This window comes from Cupriavidus pauculus (genome assembly GCF_003854935.1).
In the GTDB taxonomy this organism is placed as follows: Bacteria; Pseudomonadota; Gammaproteobacteria; order Burkholderiales; family Burkholderiaceae; genus Cupriavidus; species Cupriavidus pauculus_C.
The window spans coordinates 1,122,576-1,142,829 of the sequence record NZ_CP033970.1; the positions used below are offsets into that span (position 1 = coordinate 1,122,576).

Genomic DNA, 20,254 nt, shown 5'->3' on the forward strand with positions numbered 1-20,254 from the left:
CTGGCCCGGGGCGAATCCTTGCGTAGAGTATGATTGCGTCCTTCCCTCCAGCATTGGCGCATCCCACGGTCATGGCCCGAACCCCGGTGAAGTCCACTCCCAGCCAACTTCATTTCCCGGTTGTCGGGATCGGCGCGTCGGCCGGCGGAATCGAGGCGTTGAAGGCATTTTTCGAGGCCCTGCCCACGCGCACCGGCGCCGCCTACGTCATCGTCCTGCACCTGTCCCCCGACCACTCCAGTGTGCTGCCGGAAGTGCTGGCCAACGTCACGTCCATGCCGGTCCGGCAGGTCACGGACGCCGTCCCGATCGAAGCCAATTACGTCTACCTGATCCCGCCGTCGAAGGTGCTGGTCATGGAGGACAGCTACCTGCGCGTGCAGCCCCCGGCGTCCAACGCGGAACGCCGGATGGCGATCGACCTGTTCCTGCGCTCGCTGGCCGAGGCGCACCGCGACCGCGCCGTGGGCATCGTGCTGTCGGGCGCGGGGTCCGACGGTGCCGTCGGGCTGACGCGCGTGAAGGAACTAGGTGGCATCGTGCTGGCCCAGCAGCCCGAGGATGCGGCGTTCTCCAGCATGCCGCGCGCGGCCATCGCCACGGGCCAGGTGGACCTGACGCTGCCGGTGGCCGACATGCCGCAGCGGCTGATGGAGATGTGGTCCAGCGGCCGCCGGATCCGCGCCGTGACCGACGCACCCGCCGAGAGCGACGACGGGCTTGCCGGCGACCACGAGCGCGTGCTGCGCGAGATCATGGTCATCCTGCGCACCCGCACGGCGCACGATTTCCGGCAGTACAAGCGCGCGACGGTGCTGCGGCGCGTGGAGCGCCGCATGCAGGTCAACGGCCTGTCGGACCTGCAGGACTATCGCGATTTCCTGCACGACCATCCCGACGAGACGCCGCTGCTGCTGCAGGACATGCTGATCAGCGTGACCAACTTCTTCCGCGACAAGGAAGCGTTCGACGTCCTGGAAAAGGAAGTGATGCCGCTGGTGGTGGAGAACCGCTTCGCCAACGAGCCGCTCCGCATCTGGTCGGCCGGCTGCGCCACGGGCGAAGAGGCGTACTCGATTGCGATGCTGCTGCAGGAGGCGTCGTCGCGCACCGCCGACGGCGTGCCCTACCAGGTGTTCGCCACCGACATCGACGAACGCGCCATCTCGTTCGCGCGGCTGGGCCTGTATCCCGAGTCGATCCTGGCCGACGTGGAACCGACCCGCGCGCGGCAGTTCCTGACCAAGGACGCCGCCCACTACCGCGTCAAGAAGGAATTGCGCGAGCACGTGCTGTTCGCGCTGCACAACCTGCTGCGCGATCCGCCGTTCTCGCGGCTGGACATGATCTGCTGCCGCAACCTGCTGATCTACCTGGACCGCGAGGCGCAGCTTGACGTGCTGCGCACGTTCCACTTCGCGCTGCGTCCGGGCGGCTATCTGTTCCTGGGCAGCTCCGAGGCGGCCGACAGCGTCAGCACGCTGTTCACCGTGGTGGACAAGAAGGCGCGCATCTACCGCGCCAACGTGGCGGTCCGCGCCGATGCACCGGTGCCGATGTCGGCGTCGATGCAGAGCCTGCGCATGCCGGTCACCGTGATGCAGCCGCAGGGCCGCCGCAAGTTCTCTTTCGGCGACTTGCACCAGCGGCTGGTGGAGCAGCATGCGCCGCCGAGCGTGCTGGTCAGCCGCGAATCGGACATCGTGCACCTGTCGGACCGCGCCGGGCGCTTTCTCGAATACGCGGGCGGCGAGCCGTCCCACAACGTCATTGCGGCGGTACGGCCCGAGTTGCGGCTGGAACTGCGCACGGCCATCTTCCAGGCGCTGCAGACCAATCACAGCGTGGAGGCGCGGCGCGTGCAACTGACGCGCGATGGCCGCAATTTCTTCGTCAACATGGTGGCGCGGCCCGTGCATGACGCCGAGGCCAACGCCGATTTCGTGCTGATCCTGTTCCACGAGGTCGAGGACAGCATGGGCGAGGCGTCCGACACGCCGCAGAAGCGCCAGCCAGACCCGATCGTCAGCCAGCTCGAACGCGAGTTGCAGCGCACCAAGGAGCAGTTGCAGGCCACCATCGAGCAGTCCGAGACGTCGACCGAGGAACTGAAGGCGTCCAACGAGGAACTGCAGGCGATCAACGAGGAACTGCGCTCGGCCACCGAAGAGCTGGAAACCAGCAAGGAAGAGCTGCAGTCGATCAACGAGGAACTGGTCACCGTCAACGCCGAGCTGAAGTCGAAGGTCGAGGAAACCGGCAAGATCAACGACGACCTGCAGAACCTGATTACCGCCAACGACATCGGCACGATCTTCGTCGACCGCAATATCCGCATCAAGCGCTACACGCCGCGCGCGGTGGACGTGTTCAGCATCATCCCGTCCGATATCGGGCGCTCGCTGCTGGACATTACGCACCGGCTGGACTACCCGAACCTGGCCGACGACGCGGCCGAGGCGTTCGACTCGCTGCGGCTGATCGAGCGCGAGGTACCGAGCAACGACGGCCGCTGGTACCTGGCGCGCTTCCTGCCGTACCGCACGACCGAGGATCGCATTGATGGCGCCGTGCTGTCGTTCATCGACATCACGTCGCGCATGGCGGCCGAAGCCCGGCTGCGCGAGGGCGAGCGCCGCATGCGCATCGTGGCGGAGAGTACGCGCGATTACGCGATCATCACGTTCGACGACGACGGCCGCGTCACGAGCTGGAACCTGGGCGCCGAGCGCATCTTCGGGCATGCCGAGGCCGAGATGCTGGGCCAGCCGGCCGACGTGCTGTTCACGCCCGAAGACCGCGAGCACGGCGTGCCGGCCGAGGAAATGTCCCGCGCGCGCAAGTTCGGGCGCGTGGAGGAAGACCGCTGGCACCTGCGCAAGGACGGCACGCGCTTTCGTTCCAGCGGCGTGCTGTCGCGGCTGGACCAGTCCGGCATCAGCGGGTTTGCCAAGATCGCGCGCGACCTGGACGAGGTGCTGCCCCCCAGCGCGCCGCGCCGCGACCCCGGCTTCTGGAATGCGTCAGCGCACGACCAGCGCGACGAGTTCCTGGCCGTGGCGTCACACGAACTGAAGCACCCGCTGAACCTGATCAGCGCCAGTACCGAACTGATCGCGCGGGCGCCCGAGACGCGCGGCAACCCGCTGATCGCGCGCGCGGCCGAGACCATCCGCCGCACCGTGCAGGGCCAGGCGCAGATCATCGACGACCTGCTCGACATGTCGCGCGTGCGCACCGGCAAGCTGTCGGTCTCGCGCGCCACCATCGACCTCGTGGCGGTCGTCCGCCACGTCTGCGGCGCCGTGCGCGAGGAAGCCGCGCAGCACGACACCGCGCTGGAAGAACACCTGCCGGCCGAGCCGCTCTGGATCGAGGCCGACGTCACGCGCATCGAGCAGGTGGTGTGGAACCTGCTGCGCAACGCGCTGAACTTCACGCCGGCGGGCGGCCGCATCACCGTGTCGCTGACGCAGGCCGATGGCAAGGCGCAGCTGACGGTGCGCGACACGGGGCAGGGGATCGAGCCCGAGGCGCTGCCCCATATCTTCGATATGTACCGGCAGGCCCACACGCCCAAGGGCCGCGCGCGCGGGCTGGGCATCGGGCTGAACCTCGTCAAGGAAATCGTCACGCTGCATGGCGGGGCCGTGCGGGCCGAATCCGCGGGGCGCGGACACGGCGCAACGTTCTCGGTGACGCTGCCGCTGGGCCGGTTGCGCCGCGATGCCGCGGCCGATGGCGACGGCACCGCCGCTTCGTCGATGTTGCGCGGCCTGCATGTGATGCTGGTGGACGACGACGAGGAAACCGTGGATACGTTCCGGCTGCTGCTGGAAACGGAAGGCGCGGTCGTCGACGTGGCGACCAGCGGCGAATCGGCGCTGGCGCGCATGGATGCCCGGCGGCCGGACCTGCTGCTGTCCGATATCGGCATGCCCGACATGGACGGCTACCAGCTGGTGCACCGCCTGCGCGAACACGTGGCGCTGAAGGACGTGCCGGCGATCGCGCTCAGCGGCTACGGCCGCCACAGCGACGTGGAAGCGGCGCTGCGTGCCGGCTTCAACGCCCACCTGCCCAAGCCTGTCCTGCTCGACAACCTGCTCTCCACGCTCATGCGCCTTCGGCATCGCTGAGCACGGCGTGCCCGTCGGCCTGCCCTACGCCGGCGCCGGGGCACTGGTTGCAGTCGATCCAGCGTTTGCCCCAGGCCAGCCCTTCGGCCATGGCGCGCTCCCGCGTGCGGAAGATGCCGATCTCGCATGACTGCACCAGCGCCGCTCCGCCTTGCGTCACGCGCGCGGTGGCCCGCCATTGTTCCTCGCCCACAAAGACGGCCGTGCCCTCGACGGTATGTCCGTAATACTGCTGTGTCGCCATGGCACCCTCCTGTTTCCAGCGCAGGCACATCGCTTGCCTTCTGGAAAAATTGTATGGATGACTGCGGGCTTGGGTATCCATCGGCTCCTGTCCGGAATGTCGAGGTTGGGGACGTTTGCTATGCTTGCGCATCCCCTCGCCCCACGCCCCCATGCCCTCGACCCACTTCTATACGAACCAGGCCGATTCCCTGCGGGATTTCGAGGCCGAGTGCCTGAGCCTGGACGCAGCCGGCTATGTGGTCGACCTGGGGCAGGCATGGTGGGAGCGCGTGCCGGCCGCCGTGGCCGCGCTGGACCGGCCCCGCATGCAACTGCTGCTGCGGCGGCTGCGCGCCGGCGATACGGTCGTGACGCTCAGGCTGTGCAGCATCGGCAGCTCGGTGCGCGACGTGCGCGCGACGGTCGAACGGTTTCGCACGCTGGGCGTCAGGCTCTACTGCGTCGAAACCGGCGACAGTTCGCTGACCGAGGCCGGCTCGCCGATCTTCCGCACGCTGGTGGCCGTGGAAGGACTGGAACGCACCACGCGCAGCGCCCGCATGAAGGCCAGCGCGGAACTGGCCGTGGAACGCGGCAGCCGGCTGGGCCGGCGCCCGGCGCTGGCCGCGACCGTGCACGACGAGATCCGCGCGGCGCTGCGGCAGGGCACGTCGGTCAGCGAGCTGGCGCGCATGTTCAAGGTGTCGCGCCAGACCATCATGCGCATCCGCGACGGCCGCGCCGAGTGACGCGGCGGCCATCCTTTATTGCACGTTCGGTGTGAGCCGATGCAATTCCTGCCGCGTCGCAGCGGCGGGAACCACCGGGCGGGCGTCGGGCATGGACCTTGCGCCCCGCGATACCGTTGCCCACTCGATCCCCTGGATGCGGAGGCCGCACGCATGCCACACACCGCGCCGCCGGTGTCGCGCCGGCGCATTGCCCGCGAACTCTGGACTGCCATCTGGCGCCACCGGCTGCGCGTCATGGCGGCCATCGCGCTGCTGCTGCTGGCCAAGGCCGCCACGGTGTCGGTGCCGCTGGTGCTGAAGCTGATCGTCGATGAGGCCGCCTCCACCCAGACGCTGATGAACCCGGCCGGCGCCGCACGCGCGGGGCCGCTGGTGCACCTGATCGTCACGGTTCCGGTCTTCCTGGTGCTGGCCTACGCCATCCTGCGGCTGTTGGGCAACGCGTTCAACGAGCTGCGCGACGTGGTGTTCGCGCACGTGGCGCAGAGCACGGTGGCTGGCTTCATGGGGCGCGCATTCGCGCACCTGCACGGGCTGGGCGCGCGCTTTCATTCGCAGCGCGAGACCGGCGCCATCATCCGGGACCTCGACAAGGGCACCGCCGCGATCGGCTTCCTGCTTGGCGTGGCCGTGTTCACCATCGTGCCGACGCTGCTGGAGATTGCCGCCGTGCTGGTGATCATGGTGGCGGCCTACGGCGGACAGTTCGCGGCCATCATCCTGCTGGTCTTTGCGCTGTACGCGGGCTGCACGGTGCTGCTGACGCGGCGCCGCATGAAGGTCCAGCGCCAGGTGAACGTCGTGGAGGCACAGACCAACAGCAAGGTCGTGGACAGCCTGCTCAACTACGACACGGTCAAGTACTTTGCGCGCGAATCGTTCGAAGCGCGCCGGCTCGGCAGCCTGCTGGACCGCTGGGTGGTGACCAGCGTGCAGAACCAGCATGCGCTCTCGGCGCTGCATATCGCGCAGAGCGGCTGCATCGCGGTGGGCGTGGCGTGCGTGATGCTGCTGGGCGTGCAGCGCGTGGCGCAGGGCGCGCTCACCGTGGGCGACCTTGTGCTGATCAATGCCTACATCATCCAGGTGGTGCTGCCGCTCAACACGCTGGGCTTCATCTTCCGGGAGTCGAACGACGCGATGACCAACGTCGAGCGGCTGTTTGCGCTGCTCGATGCCAAGGGCCGGGCCGGCGAGGACGACGATGCCCCCGGCGCGCGGCCGCTGGCCGTGTCGCGGGGCGAGATCGCATTCGAGCACGTGAACTTCAGCTACGACCCCAGCCGCCAGACGCTGTGGGACGTGAGTTTTCGCGTCGGGGCCGGCCAGACCGTGGCCGTGGTCGGCGGCAGCGGCTCGGGCAAGTCCACGCTGGCGCGGCTGCTGTTCCGGCTCTACCAGCCCGATTCGGGCCGCGTGCTGATCGACGGGCAGGACCTGCGGCTCGTCACGCAGCGCAGCCTGCGCGAGGCGGTGGGCATCGTGCCGCAGGACACGATCCTGTTCAACGACACCATTGCCTACAACATCGCCTATGGGCTTGAAGGCGCCTCGCGCGCCGACGTGGTGGCCGCGGCGCGGGCCGCCCAGCTCGACACCTTTGTCGACCGCCTACCCGACGGCTACGAGACCATGGTGGGCGAGCGCGGCGTGCGGCTCTCGGGCGGCGAACGCCAGCGCGTGGCCATTGCGCGCGCCATGCTCAAGCGGCCGCCGATCGTCGTGTTCGACGAAGCCACCTCGGCGCTGGACACGCGCACCGAACGCGCGATCCAGCAGGAACTGACGCGCGTGGCCAAGGGCCGCACGGCGTTCATCATCGCGCACCGGCTGTCCACGATTACCGACGCCGACCACATCCTGGTGATGGAGCACGGCCGCGTGGTCGAGGCCGGCACGCACCAGGCGCTGCTGGCGCGCGGCGGTGTCTACGCACAGATGTGGCGGCTGCAGCAGCAACAGCGCGAACTCGAACGCACCGAGGAACGGCTGGCGCTGCAGCCGATCCGGCTCGAAGCCATCGTGGCGGGCGTGGTCGATGGCCTGCGCGAGCGCATGGCCGAGCGCCATATCCACCTGTTCACGGTGGTCGGCGAGACCGAGCTGCGCGTGACCGGCGACCCCGGCGTGCTGCAGAAGGCCGTCTGGGAACTGTGCGACCACATCGTCGATGCCGTCGATGACGGCGGGCGCATCGAGCTGCGGCTGGAACGCAGCAATGGCGACGCCACGCTGACGCTGGCGGCGCTGGCGTCCGCACAGGGCCATCCGGTGCCCGCCGCCGAGATCCAGCGGCTGCAGGCCGAGCTGGCCGAAGCGGGCATCACGCTGATGGCCGACGCCGCGCAGCAGGTGTGGCGGCTGCGCATGCCGATGCGCCCGGTCAGCGAGCCGCTGGCGCCGGCGCAGTTGCCCGACGTGGCGGGCCCGCCATCGGTCATGGGGCCGCAGACGCTGCGTGGCAGCCATATCCTCGTGCTCGACGACGACGCACCCACGCGCGACGTGCTGGTCGAGGCGCTGGAAGACCTGGGCGCCGATGCCATCGCGTTCGCCCACGGGCGCGACCTGCTGCAGCACCTGTCCGACGCGGCGATTCAGGACTGGCCGCAGGTGCTGCTCTGCGATATCGCGCTGGACGAGGAAGACGGCTATACGGTGCTGCGCGATGTGCGCCGGCTGGAATCGCAGCGCGACGTGCCGCTGGTGCGGCGTTTCACCGCCATCGCGCTGTCCGGCCACGCGCAGCCGCAGGACCGCATCCGCGCGATGATGGCCGGCTTTCAGATGCACCTGTCCAAGCCCGTGCAGATGGCCGAACTGATTGCCGCCATCACCGCGCACCTGCACCAGGGGCAGGCCGGGGCCGCGCCGCTGGCACCGGCGCCCGACGACGCGCGGCTGTCGCGCGACCCGTGATGGCGTCACGGTGCCCGGCGCGGCTCAGCCCCGTTGCCGCGTGAGCCGCAGCGCGGCCACCACGCGGTCGTCGACCACGCGGCGTTCGCGCAGTACCCAGCGAATGCCGCGCGCCAGCTCGCGCCAGCCGGCCGCGTCCAGGTGCCGGGCCAGCGCCGGAATGGCGCGCACCGTATCGCCGATGGCCATCGGCGCCGGCAGGCACAGCCACGACGTCCACACCGCGTTGCGCGCCAGCAGGCTGCGGCGGCTGGCGGCGTCGCGCTGCGGGCTCGGGTGATGATGGACGACCAGCTCGGGCACGTACACCATCAACCAGCCTTGCCCCGCCAGTTGCAGGGCTAGCGCCGCCTCCTCGCCACCGATGAAGAAGCGCGGATCGTAGCCGCCGGCGGCCAGGAACGCGCGGACGCGGAACACCGTGGCGCCCGCCATGAAGCCCAGGATGGCGCGCCCCGGCAGGTCCGCCGATGGCAGCGGGCTGCGCGCCATATGGGTACTCGCAGGGTCTTCGCGGTTGTCGGCGCCGACCAGGATGCGGGCGGTCAGCGACACCACGCCGGCATTGGCATCGAGCAGCGCGCAGGCGCGCGCGAGCGATCCGTCGTGCCACCAGCAGTCGTCGTCGCAGAACGCCACGTAAGGCGTGCCGGCGACGTCCGACGCCCATTGCGCGCCCAGGTTGCGGCCCGCCGCGCCAAGGTTGATGTCGCTGCGCAGGCAGGCGACGCCGGGGAACGCCTGGTGCAGCATCGCCGCCGTGCCGTCGCCGGAGCCGTTGTCGACCACGGCGATGCGTGGCCGCTCGGGCAGCGTCAGCAGATGCTGCAGGGTGCGCCGCAGCGTATCGCGCCGATTGTGCGTCAGCACGACCACGCAGATGCCGGCGTGGCAGGGCGTGGACGCCATGCGGATCAGGTGCCCGGCGCCGGCGAGATGTCGAGCGACCAGTAGCGCTCGGGCGCGCCGATGTCGGCAAGCTGCCCGGCATTGAACAGCGGTAGCTGGCTCTCGTACGCTTCCACCGCTGCCATCTTCGCGGCGTGCCACGGCGCTACCGGAAAGTGCACGGGCGACGCGACGAGCCCGGCCTGCCACCAGCCCAGCAGCCGGCTCTGCACCATGCCGGGCAGCCTGCGGTAGATCGCATCCTCATAGAACAGCCACTGCGTGGGCGGCACGGGCGCGCGATCCTCAACGCCATCACCCGCATCATCGTCCGCGGTCTGCGTGGCGCGGGCCGTCTGCATGCCCATGACCGTCGTGCGCAGCAGCATGCACGCCTGGCTGACCAGCACGTGGTCGCTGTGGAACAGGCCCATCGGCGCCACCAGCGTGCCACCGCGCTGCAGCGCCGGCGATGCGGCCAGGCCGGCCATGATGTCCTCGGCGCTCTGCGGCTTGCCGTACTGGCCGTCCAGGAATTTCAGCCATTCGGGCCGCGCACCCAGCATGTTCAGGCTGCGGGCGTCTTCCCGGCGGCGGTTGGCCACGGCCTGCGTCACGCTGGCAAAGCCGGCGGCGCGGTCCCAGTCGGTCAGGGCGGTATCGGCGTCGGGCATGCCGGCCAGCACCGTGACGACCACGGCATCGCGGGCGGCCGCGATCAGCGCGCCGCAACTGAAGACGGCATCGTCGAGATGCGGCGAAATGACAGTCAGCGGTTCAGGTATCTGCAAGATCGGCATCGATGGAAATCGGTGGTCAATGGGGCCGGGCAGCGTCCCGGGCGGCCTGTCCGGCATCGTCGAACGGGGCCGGCGGCGGCTGCCAGGCGCTGGCGCACGCGTGCAGGCGCTGCTGGGCGGCGCGCCGTGACACGAATGCGGCCACGGTCAATCGCAAGCCCTGTGCCAGCGCCACGGCCGGCTGCCATTGCAGCAGCGTGCGGGCCAGCGTGATGTCCGGGCATCGTTGGCGCGGATCGTCGGCGGGCAGGGGGCGGTGTTCGATTGGCGACGTGGAGCCGGTGGCGTGCAGGATCCCGGTGGCGATGTCGCGCATGGTCGTCTCGCACGGGTTGCCAAGATTGACTGGCGTGCCGGCGGCGTCGGCGGCCATCAGCCGGATCAGCCCTTCCACCAGGTCGTCCACATAGCAGAACGAGCGCGTCTGGGATCCGTCGCCGTAGAGCGTCAGCGGCTCGCCGGCCAGCGCCTGCGAGATGAAGTTGGACACCACGCGGCCGTCGGCCGGATGCATGCGCGGCCCGTAGGTATTGAAAATCCGCGCAATCCGCACGTCCACGCCGTGCTGGCGGTGGTAGTCCATGAACAGCGTCTCGGCGCAGCGCTTGCCCTCGTCGTAGCACGCGCGCCGGCCCACCGGGTTCACGTGGCCCCAGTAGCTTTCCTGCTGCGGATGGTTGTCGGGGTCGCCATAGACCTCGCTCGTCGACGCCTGGAGGATGCGCGCCTTGACGCGCTTGGCCAGCCCCAGCAGGTTGATCGCGCCATGCACGCTGGTCTTGGTGGTCTGCACCGGGTCGCTCTGGTAGTGCACCGGCGACGCCGGGCAGGCAAGGTTGTAGATCTCGTCGACTTCCACATAGAGCGGGAACGTCACGTCGTGGCGCAGCAGCTCGAAGTTGGGCCGGTGCAGCAGCTGGGCGATGTTTTCCTTGCTGCCCGTGTAGAAGTTATCGACGCAAAGTACATCATGGCCGGCTTCGACCAGCCGGTCGCACAGGTGCGAGCCCAGAAAGCCGGCGCCGCCGGTGACCAGGATGCGCTTGAGGGCGGGGTCCTTCATGGCTGTCTCCCGGGCCGTTCAGGCCGCCACGCGGCCGGTGCCGGCGTGGGCCTGGGTCAGCCGCGCGTAGACCTGTTCCATCTGGCGCGCCACGCCGGCCCACGTGAAGTGCGTCTGGGCGCGCGCGCGGCCGGCCTGGCCCATGCGGTCGACCAGCGCCGGGTCCATCGCCAGCCGGGCCAGCCGCTCGGCCAGCGGCTGCGGCGCGTGCGGCGGCACCAGGAAGCCCGTCTCGCCATCGACCACCGTGGAGCGGATGCCGCCCACGCTGGCGCCCACCACGGGCACGCCGCACGCCATCGCCTCCACCGGCGTGATGCCGAACGGCTCGTACCACGGCGTGGTCACGAACACGTCGGACGCGCCATAGAACTGGCGCAACTGGTCGCGGCCGCGCCGGCCCACGAACGTGACCATGTCGCTGACGCCGGCCTCGCCGGCCACCTGCCTGAGCCGGCCGATCTCGGGCGTGGCCGCCTCGCTGGGGGAATCGGCGTTGCCGCCCACCACGTAGAGCCGGGCGCGCACGCCGAGCGTGTGGCGCAGGTAACCCACCGCGCGGATCACGTTGTCGATGCCCTTGCGCGGCACCAGCCGGCCGAGCTGCAGCACCGTGAAGTCGTCGCGCTGCCAGCCAAGGTCGCGGCGCGCCTGCGCGCGATCCACCGGCGAGAACTCCTCGTCGTCAAAGCCGCACGGTACGGTTTCGATGCGGCTGCGTTCGGCGCCGCACAGACCGACCAGGTCTTCCTCGTCCTGCGGGCATTCGGCGATCACGCAGTCGGCCTCGCGCGCCAGCGTGTCCTCGATGTCGAAGCGCGCGTCGGGAAAGCCGTCGGCGCTGCCCTGGTGCTGCCGGCGCACCTTGCCGAGCGCGTGGAAGGTCATGACCAGCGGAATGCCGAGTGACGCGCGGGCACGCAGCGCGGCCACGCCGGACATGAAGAAGTTGGCGTGCAGCACGTCGTAGCCGATGGCGTCGCGCCGGATGAAGTCGACCATGAAGTCCCCGAACGCCGGCATGTACTGCAGCAGCGCTTCCTTCGGTACATGCACCGCCGGGCCGGCCGGCACGTGCACCACGCGCACATTGGGCGCAAAGCCGACCACGTCGGGCAGCAGCGCCTTGTCGCGGCGCGTGAACACGTCCACGGGATAGCCGCACTTGCCCAGTTGGCGGGCCAGGTGCGCCACGTAGACATTCTGGCCGCCGCTGTCGACGCTGCCAATGCTGGCAAGCGGCGACGCGTGTTCGCTGATCAGGGCAATTCTTCGCATGGCTGGCTCCGCGTGTCGTGAGGGACTTCAGACCCGCCGTCTGCAGCATGCATGCCAATGCCGGCGGCCGTTGCGCCAGCGCGGGCGGCGAGAAGCGTTATAACGGTTCTCCCCGTCGCGCGCCGTTGCGGCCCGCGTTGCACGGCGTCGCGGCACCGTTTGCAGTTCGTGAGCGCCGTTTCTACTGCCTGCATGTAGAAGCGTTGGTCCAGCCGTGATACCGGCCATGCCACGCGGGCGGACGCACCGGTACATGGGCCATCGCAGCGGTGCGCCGGGCGCAGACCTTGCGTGGATGCCGGTCCCACACGGACCACGGAGACCAGCGATGGGAGACCATGCGGAAACCGGCTGCCTGCCGCTTGCCAATGCCGACTGCGCGCGTCGCGCGCTGGAGCTTGCGCTGCCGATGCTCACCGCCAGCCTGGAGGACAAGGCCGTTGGCGAGAGCCACTGCATGCACATCGTGATCATGGACCCGACACGGCCCTATGGCAGCGGCACGTTCGAGTCCGCCATCCTCCACGAACACTCGCTGCCGTCGCGCGATCGTTGGGATGCCGACTACGCGCACTACGCGCGCGAGAAAGCGCGGCTGACGTGGCGCACGCAGGTGGACAGCGGCCAGCTCATGGACCGTGCGCCGCACCTGCTGTGCGTGGGCGACACCGTGCTGGCCGGCGCCATCGTGCTGGACGGCATTGTCGTGGCCGTCAGCGGCGCCAACGGCTGGTACGACGAGGCGTTCGCGCGCTGCGTAGCCAGCCTGCTGCGCGCCGTCGTGCGCGAGCGCCTGCACGGCGTGCCGCGCTGAAGCGCGTTGCCCGCTGGCATGCAATTCGCTGCTACGGGCCCTCATCGAACCACCACTACAGGGGAATGCGACATGCAGGACATCGACCAAGGCCGGCACCCGTTGCTGGAAGGAAAGCGGTACCTGGTGACGGGTGGCGGGCGCGGCCTGGGTGGCGAGATCAGCCGCATGCTCGCGGCCAGCGGCGCCCATGTGATCGTGGCGGACATCGACGAGGCGCTGGCCAGCCAGTGCGCGGCCACGCTGCGCGAAAGCGGCGCCGAGGCGACGGCCTGCGGTGCCGACGTCTCCGACCCCATGGCCGTGCAGCGGCTCTTTGCTGACATCGCGCGCGGCGGCGGCAGGCTCGACGGCCTGATCAACAACGCCGCCATCGACATCACGCTGCCGGTGGAGGAAGTCGACACCGAGCAATGGCGCCGCGTGCTGATGGTGAACCTGTACGGCCCGTACCTGCTGGCCCACGCGGCCGTGCCGCTGATGAAGGCGCAGGGAGGCGGGCATATCGTCAATATCGCGTCCACGGCGTCCAAGCGCGCCTGGCCCAATGCGTCGGCCTATCACGCGACCAAATGGGGCGTGCTCGGCTTTTCGCACGCGCTGCACGCGGAGCTGCGGCCGCACCGCATCAAGGTGTCGGCCGTGGTGGCGGGCGGCATGCGCACGCCGTTCCTGCTCGACCGCTTCCCAGATATCGACACCTCGACGCTGCAGGACCCCGCCAACGTCGCGCGCGCCGTGCGCTTCGTGCTGACCCAGCCCGAGGAAACCGTGATTCCCGAAGTCATGGTGCTGCCGATGAAGGAGACGTCATGGCCCTAGACACATCGGCTGGCGGCGCGGTGCTGCTGGACAAGGACGGCACGCTGCTGCAGGACGTGCCCTACAACGTCGATCCGGGCCGGATCCGGCTGGCCGAGTCGGCTGGCGACGCGCTGCGCAGGCTGGCGCGGCTCGGCATGCCGCTCGCCGTGGTCAGCAACCAGCCCGGCGTGGCGCTGGGCCGCTTCGACGAACCCGCGCTGGAAGCCGTCCGCCACTGCCTGAGCGAATTGTTCGCGCGGCACGGGGCCAGGCTGTCCGGCTTCTTCTATTGCCCGCACCACCCGGCCGGGCAGGTCTCTGCCTACGCGATGCACTGCCTGTGCCGCAAGCCCGCGCCGGGCCTGTTGCGCCGGGCGTGCAGCGCGCTGGGCTGCGACCCGGCGCAGTCGTGGATGGTCGGCGACATCCTTGACGACGTGGAGGCGGGCCGGCGCGCCGGCTGCGGCACGGTGCTCGTCGATTGCGGCAACGAGACCGAATGGGTGGGCGGTGCGCTGCGCACACCGGACTTCATCGTGCCGACGCTGGAGCGCGCCGCGCAGGTCATCGCGGCCGGGCTGCCGGTGTCGCCGTCGCCACCGCTGATGACGGAGCGGCCATGCTGACGTGGCCGCAGGCGCGCCGCGTGCTCTGCGTGCGGCCCGACAACCTGGGCGACGTGCTGATGACCACGCCCGCCATGCAGGCGCTGGCCGACAGCGCGCCGCACCGCGCGCTGACGCTGCTGACCTCGCGCGCGTCGGCCGCGCTGGCGCCGCATCTGGACATGATCGACGACGTGATTGCCTGGGACGCACCGTGGGTGCGCCACGCGCATGACGTGGACGCTAGCGGGCTGTCGGCCGAGCTCGCCGGTTGCGCGGCCCGGCTCGCCGCGCGCAACTTCGACGCCGCCGTGATCTTCACCGTCTACAGCCAGAGTGCGCTGCCGGCCGCCACGCTGTGCAGCCTGGCCGGTATTCCGCTGCGGCTCGCGCACTGCCGCGAGAACCCGTATGCGCTGCTGACCGACTGGGTGCCCGACCCCGAGCCGTCCAACCCGCCACGCCACGAAGTGCAGCGCCAGCTCGACCTTGTCGCCAGCATCGGCGCCACCACGCGCGATGCGCACCTGCGCTTCGCGCTGGCCGATACGGATCGCCACGCCGTGCAGCGGCTGCTCGCGCCGCTGTTGGCGCGCCACGGCCGCCGCGCCTGCATCGTGATCCATCCCGGCGCCACAGCGGCTTCGCGGCGCTGGCCGGCGGATCGGTTCGCGAGCGTGGCGCGCGAACTGGCCGCGCAGGCCGGCGCACTGGTGCTGGTGACCGGCTCGACCGCCGAGGCGCCGGTCGTCGACACGGTCTGCACGCTGGCCGCCCATCCGGCGGTCCTGCCGATGGCAGGCCGCTTCACGCTTGGCGAAATGGGTGCGCTGCTGGCGGCGGTGGACCTGCTCGTGTCGAACAACAGCGGCCCGGTGCACATGGCGGCCGCGCTGGGCACGCCGGTCGTCGACCTCTATGCGCTGACCAATCCGCAGCACACGCCGTGGATGGTGCCCAGCCGCGTGCTGTTCCAGGACGTGCCGTGCCGCTATTGCTACAAGAGCACCTGTCCGCAGGGTCATCACCGCTGCCTGGCCGACGTTCCCGCGCGCGACGTCGTGGCGGCGGCCGCGATGCTGCTCGATGGCGCGCCTGCCGTCGCGGCGCCGATGCCGTGGGTGTCGCCCGCGCCCCGTCCGGCGCTGCCGGTCGCCGTGGCGGCCGTACCGAACATCGTCAAGGAGGACGCGCATGTACACGCTCGGCATTAACGCCGCCTATCACGATTCCGCCGCCTGCCTGGTGCATGACGGCGTGGTGGTGGCCGCGGCGGAGGACGAACGCTTCACGCACATCAAGCACGGCAAGCGCCCGGTGCCGTTCAGCGCGTGGGAGCTGCCCTGGCATGCGATCGACTATTGCCTGCAGGAAGCCGGCATCGGGCTGGCCCAGGTGGACCACGTGGCCTATTCGTACGATCCCGCGCTGCTGCTGGGCGAAATGGGCGGCGCAGAATCGGTCGTGCTGCCGCTGGAGCCGTCGCGTGGCGGCACGCCGGATGCGGTGTCGTCGCCGTGGGACTCGCTGTTCCTGTCGTACGTGGTCAACGCCCCCCGCCAGTTGGCTTCGGGCGCGCCGCACCACCTGTCCGCGCGCTTTCGGCAGGTGCGCCACGACGGGCCGTTCCGCTGGCATTTCGTCGAGCACCACATGGCGCACGAGGCCAGCGCATTCCTGGCCGCGCCGTTCGCGCACTGCGCGGTGCTGACGATGGACGGGCGCGGCGAGCGCGCCACCACCAGCTACGGCGTGTTCGACGGCCGCGCGTACCGCCGCATCAAGCAGATCGACCTGCCCGACTCGCTGGGCCTGCTCTACGAGCGCGTCACGCGGCACCTGGGTTTCCTGCATTCGTCGGACGAGTACAAGGTCATGGCGCTGGCGTCGTACGGCAAGCCGGCCTGGCTCGACGCTTTCCGCCAGATGGTCAGCACCGACGCCGAGGGCGGCTACCACGTGGCCGATTCGGACCTCGAAGCGGTGCTGGGCCCGGCGCGCCAGCGTGGCGAGGCGTTCGAGGGCAAGCATTTCGATATCGCGCGCTCGCTGCAGCAGGTGCTGGAGGAAACGGTGGTCGGCATGGCCACGTGGCTGGCGCAGGCCAGCGGCGAGCGGCAACTGGCGATGGCGGGCGGCGTGGCGCTGAACTGCGTGATGAACGCGCGCGTGCGTGACCAGGCGCCGTTCGATGCCGTCTGGGTGCAGCCGGCCGCTGGCGACGCCGGCACGGCGCTGGGCGCGGCGCTCTGGGTCGACTTCCAGGAACGCGGCACGTCCGGGCAATCCGGCAAGCATTGGCAGATGGACCACGCCTACCTGGGCCCGGCATTTGGCGACGACGAGATTGCCGCATTCCTGGACTGGGCCAAGCTGCCGTATCGCCAGCTTGACGACGTTCCCGCGCAGACCGCCGCACTGCTGGCGCAGGGCCGCATCATCGGCTGGTTCCAGGGGCGCATGGAGTTCGGCCCCCGGGCGCTTGGCGCGCGATCGATCCTGGCGTCGCCGATCGACCTCGGCATGCAGCAGCGGCTCAACGAGATCAAGGACCGCGAGGACTTCCGGCCCGTGGCGCCGGTGGTGATGCAGGAGCGCCTCGGTGACTGGTTCCGCGCGCGCAAGCCCGGCGAGGGCATCGCGCCGTTCATGCTGTTTGTCTACGACGTGATCCCGGAGCAGGCCCGCCGCATTCCAGCGGTGACCCACGTCGACGGCACGGCCCGCGTGCAGACGATCCGGCGCGACCAGAACGCGGCCTACTACGACGTGCTGGCCGCGTTCGAGAAGCTGACCGGCGTGCCGGTGCTGGTCAACACGTCGTTCAATACGCGCGGCGAGCCCATCGTCTGCACGCCGCGCGATGCCGTGGAGTGTTTCTGGACGTCGCCGCTCGACGCGCTGGTCATCGGCTCATTCCTGCTCGAAAAGCCCGGTGCGCGCGCGACGGCACGGTCCGCCGCGGCGCAGCGCAAGGAGACGGCCGATGCGGGCGCCTGAGCCGCTGGTCTCGGTGGTGATCGCCACCTACCGCCGCCCGGCGCTGCTGCAGCGCTGCCTGGCGGCGCTGTGCGCGCAGCGGATGGACGCCAGCGCGTTCGAGATCATCGTTGCCGACGATGGCTGCGAGCGCCGCATTGCTGCGCTGGTGGCCGCGCTGGCCGCCCGGCATCGCGACGTGGCGCTGCGCTATACGGCGGTGCCGCACACACAGGGCCCGGCCGGCGCGCGCAACGCGGGCGCACGGCTGGCGCGCGGCGAGATCCTGGCCTTTACCGACGACGACACGATTCCATCCCCCGAATGGGTATGGCAGGGCTACCTTGCGCTGGCCGCGCAGCGGACGTGGTGCGCTGCGGCTGGCCGTGTGGTGGTGCCCACGCCGGTGCGGCCCACCGACCATGAACGCGACACGGCCGGGCTGGCCAGCGCCGAGTTCGTCACGGCCAACTGCTTTGTGCGGCGGTCGGCGTTCCAGCGCGTGGGCGGCTTCGACGAGCGCTTCACGCGGGCGTGGCGCGAGGATTCGGACCTGCAGTTCCGGCTTGAGCAGCAGGCCGGCGTGGTGGGCCGCGCCGAAGCGGCCGTGGTCGAGCATCCGGTGCGGCCGGCGCAATGGGGTGCCAGCGCGCTGGCGCAGGCCAAGGTCTACTTCGACGCGCTGCTCTACAAGAAGCATCCGCGCCTGTACCGCACGCGCATCCGGCCGGTGCCGCCGTGGAGCTACTACGTGATCGTGGGCAGCGCCTGCGTGGCCGGGCTGGCGCTGCTGGCCGGCGCGCCGCGCGTGGCGGCCGGCGCGGGTGGCATCTGGCTGGCCATGACGGCGGTCTTCTGCATGCGCCGGTTGCGCGGCGCGTCGTGGCGGCCCGCCCATGTGCTGGAGATGATCGCGACGTCGGTGGTAATTCCGCCGCTGTCGCTGTACTGGCGCCTGCGCGGCGCGCTGGCGTTCCGCACGGGTTTCCTGTGATGGCCGCCGCCATGCGCAGCATCGCGGTGTTCAGGGCGCTGCAGTTGGGCGACATGCTGTGCGCGGTGCCAGCCCTGCGCGCGCTGCGCCAGGGCGAGCCGGACGCGCACATCACGCTGATCGGGCTGCCGTGGGCGCGAGACTTTGTCGACCGCTACGCCAGCCTGCTCGATGACTTTGTGCCGTTTCCGGGCGCGGCAGGCATGCCCGAGCAGCCGTGCGACGCCCCGGCGCTGCCCGGCTTCTTTGCGCAGGCGCGCGCGCGCCGGTTCGACCTTGCCATCCAGCTCCACGGCAGCGGCACGCTGACCAACCCGCTGGTCCGCCAGCTTGGCGCGCGCGCCATCGCCGGGTTCCATGACGATCCCGCGCAGGCTGGTGACGGCCAGTGGCTGCGCTGGCCGGACGGCAACGAGATCGAGCGACTGCTGGCGCTGATGCAGCGGCTTGGTTATCCGTCGACCGACGCCCACCTGTCGTTTCCGCTCCATCCCGCCGATCACGCGGCGTGGCAGGCATTGGCGCAGGCGCACGCGCTGCAACCGGGCGGGTATGTTTGCGTGCATCCCGGCGCGCGGATGCTGTCGCGGCGCTGGCCGGTCGAGCGCTTTGCCGATGTGGCGCGCCAGCTGGGCGGCCCGTGGCAGGTGGTGGTCACCGGCGCGCCCGACGAAATGCCGCTGGCCGCGCGCTTCTGCGCGCTGGCGGGCCGGCCGGTGGTCAACCTTTGCGGCCAGACCACGCTCGGCGCCATGGCGGCGCTGATCGGCCATGCGCGGCTGCTGATCTGCAACGACACCGGCGCCTCGCATATCGCCGCCGCGATGGGCACGCCCAGCGTGGTCGTCTCGTGCGGCAGCGACAGCGCGCGCTGGGCGCCGCTGGACCGCGCGCGGCACCGCGTGCTGGCCGACTACCCGCCGTGCCGGCCGTGCGCGTGGCACGCCTGCCCGTACGGCCACGAATGCGCGCGCCATATCGACGTGGCGCAGGTCGTCGCGGCGGCGCGCCAGCTTGTGGATCTCTCCCCGATGGAAACGGCCCATGCCTGAGCGACTGCGCATCCTGACGTGGCATGTCCACGGCAATTACCTGTATTACTTGTCGCAGGTGCCGCACGACTTCCTGCTCGTCACGCGGCCCGGCTATCCGCCCGGCTACGCGGGCGTGGGCGGGCAACTGCCGTGGGGCGGCAACGTCCACGAGGTACCGTACGACCAGGTGCCCGGCACCGCGTTCGACTGCGTGCTCTACCAGCACCGCGACCACTACGCCGGCGACCGGCTGACACTGCTGACCCCGGCGCAGCAGCGGCTGCCGGCGATCTACCTCGAACACGATCCGCCCCAGGAGCATCCGACCAACACGCGGCACCCGGTGCAGGACCCGGCCATGCTGCTGGTGCATGTGACGCCGTTCAACGCGCTGATGTGGGATAGCGGCGTGACGCCGACGCGCGTGATAGACCATGGCGTGGTGGTGGACCCGCAGGTGCGCTACACCGGCCAGCTTGCGCGCGGTATCAGCGTGGTCAACCATCTGGCCCGGCGCGGCCGGCGCCTGGGCGCCGACGTGTTCGATGCCGTGCGCCAGCGCGTGGCGCTGGACCTCGTCGGCATGGACGCGCAGGCGGCCGGCGGACTGGGCGAGGTACCCAATCCGGAACTGGCCGCGTTCATGGCGCGCTACCGGTTTTTCTTCCACCCCATCCGCTATACAAGCCTGGGGCTGGCCGTGGTCGAGGCCATGTCGATCGGCATGCCCGTGGTGGGGCTGGCCACGACGGAGCTGGCCACCGTGATCCGCAATGGCGTGAACGGGCACGTCGACACGCGGCTGGACAGCCTGGTTGACGTCATGCGGGCCCTGATGGAAGATCCGCGCATGGCCGCCGCATGGGGCCAGGCCGCCGCCCGGACGGCGCGCGAGCGCTTCGGCATCGGGCGTTTCGTCGCGGACTGGCAGGCGGCATTTGCCGATGTGACGTCGTAGGA

At 70.3% G+C, this 20,254-nt stretch carries 16 protein-coding genes; 11 read left to right on the forward strand and 5 right to left on the reverse strand.

Going from position 1 to position 20,254, the window contains the following annotated elements:
• The first annotated feature begins 71 nt into the window (after positions 1-71).
• Entirely contained in the window at positions 72-4,139 is a 4,068-nt protein-coding gene (locus tag EHF44_RS23115) for a CheR family methyltransferase (RefSeq protein ID WP_124686017.1), read from the forward strand.
• Here EHF44_RS23115 and EHF44_RS23120 read toward each other — a convergent pair.
• Entirely contained in the window at positions 4,117-4,383 is a 267-nt protein-coding gene (locus tag EHF44_RS23120; RefSeq protein WP_124686018.1) for a hypothetical protein, read from the reverse strand. The two genes, EHF44_RS23115 and EHF44_RS23120, sit on opposite strands and share 23 nt — an antisense overlap.
• Positions 4,384-4,534: 151 nt before the next feature.
• On the opposite strand from EHF44_RS23120, the gene EHF44_RS23125 reads away from it, so the two are divergent.
• The gene (locus tag EHF44_RS23125) at positions 4,535-5,113 is read left to right on the forward strand and encodes a recombinase family protein (RefSeq protein ID WP_124686019.1); all 579 of its coding nucleotides are present in this window, start codon (positions 4,535-4,537) and stop codon (positions 5,111-5,113) included.
• A gap of 153 nt (positions 5,114-5,266) precedes the next feature.
• Entirely contained in the window at positions 5,267-8,035 is a 2,769-nt protein-coding gene (locus EHF44_RS23130; protein WP_124686020.1) for an ABC transporter transmembrane domain-containing protein, read from the forward strand.
• 24 nt (positions 8,036-8,059) lie between these two features.
• On the opposite strand, the gene EHF44_RS23135 is transcribed toward EHF44_RS23130, so the two are convergent.
• From EHF44_RS23135 to EHF44_RS23150, 4 genes are read right to left on the reverse strand one after another with little or no spacing between them, the layout of a single operon-like run.
• Entirely contained in the window at positions 8,060-8,944 is an 885-nt protein-coding gene (locus EHF44_RS23135) for a glycosyltransferase family 2 protein (RefSeq protein WP_124686021.1), read from the reverse strand.
• A 5-nt stretch (positions 8,945-8,949) separates the two neighbouring features.
• Positions 8,950-9,723 (reverse strand): PIG-L deacetylase family protein, encoded by a 774-nt coding sequence (locus EHF44_RS23140; RefSeq protein ID WP_124686022.1) that lies wholly within the window; start codon positions 9,721-9,723, stop codon positions 8,950-8,952.
• 16 nt (positions 9,724-9,739) lie between these two features.
• On the reverse strand, positions 9,740-10,786 hold the full coding sequence (locus tag EHF44_RS23145) for a UDP-glucuronic acid decarboxylase family protein (RefSeq protein WP_124686023.1): 1,047 nt from the start codon (positions 10,784-10,786) through the stop codon (positions 9,740-9,742).
• An 18-nt stretch (positions 10,787-10,804) separates the two neighbouring features.
• Positions 10,805-12,064 carry a glycosyltransferase family 4 protein gene (locus EHF44_RS23150; RefSeq protein WP_124686024.1) on the reverse strand — a complete coding sequence of 420 codons (1,260 nt, stop codon included), beginning with the start codon at positions 12,062-12,064 and terminating at the stop codon, positions 10,805-10,807.
• A gap of 328 nt (positions 12,065-12,392) precedes the next feature.
• On the opposite strand from EHF44_RS23150, the gene EHF44_RS23155 reads away from it, so the two are divergent.
• The 8 genes from EHF44_RS23155 to EHF44_RS23190 all read left to right on the forward strand — a co-directional run bounded on the left by EHF44_RS23155 (position 12,393) and on the right by EHF44_RS23190 (position 20,252).
• Positions 12,393-12,878, forward strand: coding sequence for a hypothetical protein (locus EHF44_RS23155; protein ID WP_124686025.1), 486 nt, complete (start codon positions 12,393-12,395; stop codon positions 12,876-12,878).
• Positions 12,879-12,950: 72 nt separating this feature from the next.
• Positions 12,951-13,700, forward strand: a complete 750-nt coding sequence (locus tag EHF44_RS23160; RefSeq protein WP_124686026.1) for an SDR family oxidoreductase — start codon at positions 12,951-12,953, stop codon at positions 13,698-13,700.
• Positions 13,691-14,308, forward strand: a complete 618-nt coding sequence (locus tag EHF44_RS23165; RefSeq protein WP_124686027.1) for a D-glycero-alpha-D-manno-heptose-1,7-bisphosphate 7-phosphatase — start codon at positions 13,691-13,693, stop codon at positions 14,306-14,308. The genes EHF44_RS23160 and EHF44_RS23165 overlap by 10 nt, the downstream gene beginning before the upstream one ends.
• Entirely contained in the window at positions 14,302-15,501 is a 1,200-nt protein-coding gene (locus EHF44_RS23170; protein ID WP_124686028.1) for a glycosyltransferase family 9 protein, read from the forward strand. Before EHF44_RS23165 ends, EHF44_RS23170 begins: the two co-directional genes overlap by 7 nt.
• Positions 15,482-17,287 (forward strand): carbamoyltransferase family protein, encoded by a 1,806-nt coding sequence (locus tag EHF44_RS23175; RefSeq protein WP_124686029.1) that lies wholly within the window; start codon positions 15,482-15,484, stop codon positions 17,285-17,287. The genes EHF44_RS23170 and EHF44_RS23175 overlap by 20 nt, the downstream gene beginning before the upstream one ends.
• Positions 17,274-18,260 carry a glycosyltransferase family 2 protein gene (locus EHF44_RS23180; protein ID WP_124686030.1) on the forward strand — a complete coding sequence of 329 codons (987 nt, stop codon included), beginning with the start codon at positions 17,274-17,276 and terminating at the stop codon, positions 18,258-18,260. Before EHF44_RS23175 ends, EHF44_RS23180 begins: the two co-directional genes overlap by 14 nt.
• Positions 18,260-19,312: a glycosyltransferase family 9 protein gene (locus tag EHF44_RS23185; protein WP_253700180.1), complete on the forward strand. Its 1,053-nt coding sequence runs from the start codon at positions 18,260-18,262 to the stop codon at positions 19,310-19,312. The genes EHF44_RS23180 and EHF44_RS23185 overlap by 1 nt, the downstream gene beginning before the upstream one ends.
• Entirely contained in the window at positions 19,305-20,252 is a 948-nt protein-coding gene (locus tag EHF44_RS23190) for a glycosyltransferase (RefSeq protein WP_124686031.1), read from the forward strand. Before EHF44_RS23185 ends, EHF44_RS23190 begins: the two co-directional genes overlap by 8 nt.
• The last annotated feature ends 2 nt before the right edge of the window (positions 20,253-20,254 follow it).